Origin of the sequence: Flavobacterium caeni, assembly GCF_900101895.1 — a bacterium.
Taxonomy (GTDB): Bacteria; Bacteroidota; Bacteroidia; order Flavobacteriales; family Flavobacteriaceae; genus Flavobacterium; species Flavobacterium caeni.
This window is the reverse complement of the sequence record NZ_FMVF01000037.1, coordinates 1-6,562: the sequence shown is the minus strand read 5'-3', so window position 1 is coordinate 6,562 and position 6,562 is coordinate 1. Positions and strand designations below refer to the sequence as shown.

The 6,562-nt window shown below is 35.0% G+C and carries 11 protein-coding genes; all 11 read right to left on the bottom strand.

Annotated elements, in window-relative coordinates:
* Positions 1–111: 111 nt before the first annotated feature.
* The 11 genes from BLP55_RS16055 to BLP55_RS16010 all read right to left on the bottom strand — a co-directional run bounded on the left by BLP55_RS16055 (position 112) and on the right by BLP55_RS16010 (position 6,478).
* On the bottom strand, positions 112–600 hold the full coding sequence (locus BLP55_RS16055) for a hypothetical protein (protein ID WP_091147188.1): 489 nt from the start codon (positions 598–600) through the stop codon (positions 112–114).
* 163 nt (positions 601–763) lie between these two features.
* On the bottom strand, positions 764–1,102 hold the full coding sequence (locus BLP55_RS16050; RefSeq protein ID WP_091147184.1) for a HepT-like ribonuclease domain-containing protein: 339 nt from the start codon (positions 1,100–1,102) through the stop codon (positions 764–766).
* Entirely contained in the window at positions 1,095–1,391 is a 297-nt protein-coding gene (locus BLP55_RS16045) for a nucleotidyltransferase family protein (RefSeq protein WP_091147180.1), read from the bottom strand. Before BLP55_RS16045 ends, BLP55_RS16050 begins: the two co-directional genes overlap by 8 nt.
* Before the next feature lie 204 nt (positions 1,392–1,595).
* A complete protein-coding gene (locus BLP55_RS16040; protein WP_139149784.1) occupies positions 1,596–2,024 on the bottom strand; it encodes a hypothetical protein in 429 nt (142 codons plus the stop codon).
* A gap of 181 nt (positions 2,025–2,205) precedes the next feature.
* Positions 2,206–2,985, bottom strand: a complete 780-nt coding sequence (locus BLP55_RS16035) for a tetratricopeptide repeat protein (RefSeq protein WP_170826901.1) — start codon at positions 2,983–2,985, stop codon at positions 2,206–2,208.
* A 161-nt stretch (positions 2,986–3,146) separates the two neighbouring features.
* On the bottom strand, positions 3,147–3,923 hold the full coding sequence (locus BLP55_RS16030; RefSeq protein ID WP_091147172.1) for a hypothetical protein: 777 nt from the start codon (positions 3,921–3,923) through the stop codon (positions 3,147–3,149).
* Between the two features lie 686 nt (positions 3,924–4,609).
* Entirely contained in the window at positions 4,610–4,921 is a 312-nt protein-coding gene (locus BLP55_RS16025; protein WP_091147165.1) for a type II toxin-antitoxin system RelE/ParE family toxin, read from the bottom strand.
* Positions 4,903–5,145 carry a hypothetical protein gene (locus tag BLP55_RS16020; RefSeq protein WP_091147163.1) on the bottom strand — a complete coding sequence of 81 codons (243 nt, stop codon included), beginning with the start codon at positions 5,143–5,145 and terminating at the stop codon, positions 4,903–4,905. Before BLP55_RS16020 ends, BLP55_RS16025 begins: the two co-directional genes overlap by 19 nt.
* 200 nt (positions 5,146–5,345) lie before the next feature.
* The gene (locus BLP55_RS16015; protein WP_091147159.1) at positions 5,346–5,795 is read right to left on the bottom strand and encodes a DUF4265 domain-containing protein; all 450 of its coding nucleotides are present in this window, start codon (positions 5,793–5,795) and stop codon (positions 5,346–5,348) included.
* Between the two features lie 49 nt (positions 5,796–5,844).
* Complete coding sequence (locus BLP55_RS17370) at positions 5,845–5,979, bottom strand: hypothetical protein (RefSeq protein WP_262494185.1); 135 nt, start codon at positions 5,977–5,979, stop codon at positions 5,845–5,847.
* Positions 5,957–6,478 (bottom strand): hypothetical protein, encoded by a 522-nt coding sequence (locus tag BLP55_RS16010; protein WP_091147155.1) that lies wholly within the window; start codon positions 6,476–6,478, stop codon positions 5,957–5,959. Before BLP55_RS16010 ends, BLP55_RS17370 begins: the two co-directional genes overlap by 23 nt.
* Positions 6,479–6,562: the final 84 nt, after the last annotated feature.

The window sequence follows — 6,562 nt, the reverse complement described above, 5'->3', positions numbered from 1 at the left end:
TCAATGCGGAACTGAGTTCGCTCGGTGAAGATAAAACAAAGTTCGTGAAAACCAAACGTTCAACTTACTGAAAACGCGGCAATTGCTTGAAACGGCGGTTGTGCGATGTTGCTACGTACAGCTAGCTTTTCTTTTATAAAAGTAATCTTTAATAATTTGATTTATATTTTCTCTGTTTGCGTTTTCCCAATACCATTGATGAGTCGAGTATTTTAGATCATCTTGAGCAAAATAAAGAGAATAAAAATCATATAGAGAAGATTCGTAATCGAGTTCAATACACAAATCTTTTAGGTTTTTTAAGACCGACTCATAACTTCGCTTTTCTAATATTGCTTCATCTAATAAATAGCAAATATAATTTTCGATAACTATTTCGCGATCAGAGTAATCTAATTTAAGTTCATTTAAAGCTCGATCTGCAATTTTTTGCAGTTCAAATTGATTTGTTTGTTCATTTTCTCCTGCGAGGTAAAGCAAATTTTCGGAATCGAATCCAGCCATTAGCATTTCTATTGCCCAATTTATCCAAACGTTATTTACATTTCGATTGAGAATTTTAAATGCTAAAATTTCCGATGTTGACTTTACCATGTTCATGTTTTCGAGGTTTCTGCAATATCGCACAACGTTTCGCGCAGTTACGCAGGAGCGTCAGAGCGAACTGAGTACTCTCTGCCAAGATAAGACTTTCTTCGTGAAAACCGAACGTTCAACTTACCGAAATCCAGCTCTTGCTTAACTGCGCTGTTACTTGCAGTTTTTATTCCTGGGATAAAACTTGATCGATTTGATTTTTGAGTTCAGGGATTTTATTTTTAATCACATCCCAAACAATTGAATAATTTACTCCAATATAATCATGAATCAATCGATCTCGCATTCCTGCCATACTTTTCCATTGAATGGAATTATGGTTGGATCTAAAATCCGCAGGAATGTTCTTTGTTGCTTCTCCGATTATTTCTAAACTTCGGACAACAGCGCGTTTTAATGTTTCGTCGTCCAAAAATGAATTATATTCTAAATTCTGGCTTACTGAAATCAAATATGAGCATTCGTCAACTATGTGTCTAAGAAATTCTTTGGGATTTTTAGACATACTGAACTTCTTTTAGAATGTTAGGTCCAATATATGGACTCAACCCATTTTTAGTCACGACTTCTACTTTTTCATTCTTGAAAATTTTTTCGAACAAGTCATACACAGCCATGTAGTTGTCAAAGTTTTCTTTTTCAGGCTCAAAATCAATCAACAAGTCGATATCACTTTCACTTGATTGCTCATTACGAATATATGAGCCAAACAAACCAACATTTCGAATACCAAGTTTCGAAAGCTTAGGCTTATTTGATTTTAGTGTTTTTAATATGATTTCTTTTGTCGTCATTTTCAAACTTTCATCAAATATACAAAAGTTTATGCTTGACGATGAAGTTCTCGAAAAATTGCAAGTAACGTTAGGCCGCTTCACGCCGTTGCGGATCGAAGCGGACTGAGTTCTCTCTGCCGAAGATAATCTTTCTTCGTGAAACTGCAACTTCCGGCTACCGAAATCCCCGCAATGGCTTGAAACGGCGGTTAGCCGAACCCGCTACACAGCTTTTTTTAAGGTTCTTCTTGAAATTTTTAAAATGTAAATCAAAAATATAATTTGTTCGAGCAAAAAAGCAATCGCTAAAACTTTAAAAACAGTCATCACTTTGTCCATAGTTTCTTGGAAATTTTCGGAGGAAACCAGAAATAAAGGAAATTTCATCATTAGAATTATTATTGTTGACAGCAAAATATGACAAAGAAATAATTTAGCGTTAGGTGTTTTATTTTGCTTTTTTAACCAAGAATAGATGAGCCAAGGAAATATCAAATTTATGACCACAGTAAAGATTACAATGAAATATAAAGGAATAATTGTGGTGTGCCATCCAGGAATTATTGAAGTAAGAAAATCTTGAGACATCAAAGCCAAGAATAATATTGAGAAAGCCAAAATTGCAATTGGAAAAAATATTATGTTTCTCATTTTATCCTCGTGTTTCTAGGTTTCGTACTCAAGGGTTTGGCTAACGTTATCTCGCTAAGCGCAGTTGCGGATCAAAGCGAACTGAGTACTCTCTGCCGAAGATAATATTTCTTCGTGAAACCACAACTTCCGGCTACCGAAATCTCCGCAATTGCGACTTAGCGAGGGTTACGCGATGTGCTTACAGCGTATTTTTATAAAGTTGATCAAAATTTCTCAAGTCTCTACCGATTAAATTTTCTGCATCTTTTTTTGCGGTTTCCAGTTGTTTTGACGAAAGACTTTTTTCTAATTCTTTAATTTCTTTAATGACTTCATCTTGTTTTAAAATGGAAAAATCAACTTTATTTTCATTATATATTATGTACCAAAGATAGCTTTGATATAAGTCTACAGGAAAATGATTTCCAATTAAATAATATTTTGCTAATTCTAATCTAGCGGAAGTTATGTAACCGCTTTGTGCTAAGTTTTCTGGATTTTCAAGTTTAGCCAATTTAAATATCCAAGTCTTGAAAAGTCCTTCGTTTTTATTTACACCCATTCCTGTAGCGTAACAAGTGACAACATTCCATATACATGTTGGATCGTTATTGTTTGCACATTTTATAGCATATTGAAAAGCTACTGCCGAATTCTGTTGAACGCCCTCGCCATTGCCGTAGGCCATCATCATCGCATAATGCCCATCATTAAAACCATTTTCAGACGATAATCTATACCATTTAATTCCTTCTACAACATTCCTATTTGTGCCAACGCCAGCAGAAAGAAAATAGCCCAAGTTGTATTGAGCCTCTGCGCTACCTTGTTCTGCAGCTTTTCTTAAGATCGGTAATGCATTTTTATAATCCTGTTTAGCTATGAGTTCTTTGGATTGTTTATTTAATTCATCCGCACTTTGTGCATTGAGAGTACTTAAAGTAAAATAAAATGCAATTATAAAATATGATGTTTTCATGTCGTGTGATTTATGCATATCGCGTAACGTTAGGCCGCTTCACGACGTTGCCGATCAAAGCGGACTGAGTTCTCTCTGCCGAAGATAATGTTTCTACGTGAAACCGCAACTTCCGGCTAACGAAATCCCGGCAATGGCTTGAAACGGCGGTTAGGCGAAAATTACTCGTCATAAAATGCTTCATTTCCAACGATACAAATCTTTGCATACTTTTTCCGAATCACCTTTTCTAAACAGTCGTCTCTATAAGAACGCATATTAGTTATATCTAAATATATCTTTTCTGATTTAGGAAGTTTATTTATTTCGGTCTCTAAATCACCACAATCTTCTGTGAGAATTTTTACATAAAGTGGATTTGTCGATTTCAATTTTAATATTCTATCTGAAAAGTATCGTTGGGAATTTTCAATAGCATTTTCAAAAAGATAATCCTTAGATGAAATTTGCTCAAGCTGTGAATAGATTTCAGTTATTATTTTTCCTTGATTAGATTCTTTTGAAGGAGAATAAAAAACTTTTTCGATACTATCATTTTTTGATTTTGTTTTTAGCATGATTGTAATTCCATCAGTTGGCGGAATCATATCTTTCTTTGATAAATGTATTTCACTAAGAGATTTCAGATTCGCTTTTAGATTCTCGAACTGATCTTCTCTTAAATTAAATTTTAATTTACTGTCTTGTGGGACGAAGGGTTTAATTTTTTTAAATTCAATCGAATCTAAGAATTTAAAATAAGTTTTAGAAATAGAATCACTTACAAAGTAATTAGCGGGAATTGAAACTAAAATCTCACTATTTGATTCATCTAATTCTAAAGTGAAACCTGAGAAAAAAGCAGGCCCAGAATAGAATATATATTTTCTGTCGGATTTACTAGTACATCCAAAAATAAAAAACGCAAATACTAAAATGTATAATCGATATATCTTCATTCTCCAATTTTTGCCTAACGTTAGGCCGCTTCACGACGTTGCCGATCGGAGCGGGCCGAGTTCTCTCTGCCGAAGATAATGTTTCTTCGTGAAACCACAACTTCCGGCTACCGAAAACCCGGCAATGGCTTGAAACGGCGGTTATACGAATTGTCTAGGCTTTTTGCTTGATTTTCACAGGGTTCTTGTGCGATCTCAATTTCAAAAAGTTTAAATACTTAATGACATTTTGATATAATTTATTTTTTTGTCGCACTATAATGTGTGACATTTTGACAATAAATGCTATTATGTCACACGAAAACTTGTGACATGTTCACATTAAATATTATTATGTCACACAAAAATTTGTGACATTTTCACATAAAATATTATTTTGTCACACATGAGAAAATTGTATAGAAATTATAGGAGAATATTACTATTCAGTTTTAGATCATGTAAAAATACTTTGATGGGAAGCGTGGAGATTTTAGAAAAAAGAAAAATTATACTTTGTTAAAAGCGCTAGTCGCAAGGTTTGTTGGATGTCACTCGGACAATTCGTATAACGTTAGGCCGCTTCACGACGTTGCGGATCAAAGCGGACTGAGTTCTCTCTGCCGAAGATAATCTTTCTTCGTGAAATAAAGATTTCCGGTGACGAAAATCTCCGCAATGGCTTGAAACGGCGGTTGTGCGAGGTTTTACTTGGATTTAAAAATTTTAATCAATTTTTTTGGGCTTTGTCTATTATCCCAAAATGCAGTTATAAATATTTTGCCATTTGTAACTTTGTAATAAATACTAAAGTTTCCCATTGCCGCTTCTCTAGTGTCAAAATGTGATGTTTCTTTACCAGCTAATGGATTTTCTGAAATTAGGCTAACGCGTTCTTTTATCAAGCCAATTAATTTTTCAGCATACGCAGTGGACTTATTTCTTGTTGTCCAATATTTAAGAATTTCTCTACGCTGCTTAATAGCTGTTTGAGTCCAAACTATAGACTTTTTAGCCATTCCAAATCATTTTTATCTAATTCTTCCTGAGAAATGTAGCGATTGTTTTTGATGTCATCGTCGCTCATATTGAGCATAAGAATCTGTTCTTCGCTTAGTTTGACAACATTATTATCAACTGAGCTTTTTTCGATTAACTGATTTAGAGCCGACAAATAATCCTTGTTAGAGATGGTCAGCAATTTGTCAATTATATTATTTCTAAGATTGTCTACGGCTCTCATAATTTCATTTTCTATTCTACAAATATTGTAAATTTCCCGGAGTTCTCAAAATCTCGCACAACGTTAGGCCGCTAGGCGCAGTCGCGGCCAAGCGAACTGAGTTCTCTCTGCCAAGATAGAACTTTCTACGTGAAACCACAACTTCCGCCTACCGAAGACCAGCGCACTGCGTCTAACGGCGGTTGTACGAAGTTGCCTAGTCACCTGTGATTTTCTGATAAATATAGCTCTGCATAATCTATAATTCCTTGTTGAGTAAGTTGGTCTAATTTTTTTTGAATGGATGTATAATTTGCGTCTGAAGGAACGTCAATAACAAAGAAGCTATCATTCAATTTCTCCGATTCGCAACCTTTGCTCTCGATTATTTTTCGAACGGTTTCTATTCCGATTTCTTTTTTTAGAATCACTACTTGAATTGTTGAATTTCCAGAAGATGTAACTGTTGATTTATACACCAGTTGATTTTCGTCCGTATCAAACTCAGCAAAAATGATATTCTCGAATGCTGTCTTAACGTAAAAAGGTACATTTTCTATTTTATAATATCCTCTCTCCGCATCAATTACAGTTGCCCACAAAGTTTCTGCAACAATTTCCTCTAAAACGTCGCTATATTCTCTGAATAGTATTTTTGTTTCTGTTTCCAAACGTTTCTTCTACTGAGTGTTTTGCAATTTCGTACAACGTTAGGCCGCTTCACGACGTTGCCGACAAAGCGGACTGAGTATTCTCTGCCAAGATAGAACTTTCTTCGTGAAAAACGAACGTCCAACTCACCGAAATCTCGGCAATGTCGATGAAACGGCGGTTAGGCGTTCGTTTTTTTGTCATTCCACTCCTTTATGTGCTCGTCAATTCGTAATTTGTCTATTGGTAGTCTTTGTCTAAATGTTTCAATCATTTTCAAATAGTCCTGTTTAGAAAAATTGAATTCAACGATTTCGTCAAACCATTCTACTGTAGAGCCAACTTTCTCAGCCTCCCATTCTTTTGTCTTATCTAAACCAATATGTTTCCATTGAATTAAGTCGCCGCAATTTCGTATTTCAGCAACTATTAATGTACAAGAAAAGTCATTGTCGTCTGGACACATAAGAATTGGACAAATTGTTGTCTCGTTTTCGTTTGGCAAAATTCTTTTCCAAACAACTGCTTTTTCGTCTTCTCGTTCCATCCAGTATACAAGTGTAGGAATAAGTCCTTTGTATTTATTGTCGGGATATAGTTCTTCGAGTTTTTCGTCCAGCCAATATCCGTCAATACGATAATTTATGAAGTCCCAATAATCTTCATAATCACTTTTGTCTGGTATGCCTTCTATCTTGTTCATTGGGTTCTTTAAAAATGACGCCTAACGTTTCGCGCATTTGCGTGGTCGCGCCAGAGCGAACTGAGTTCTCTCTGCCGAAGATAA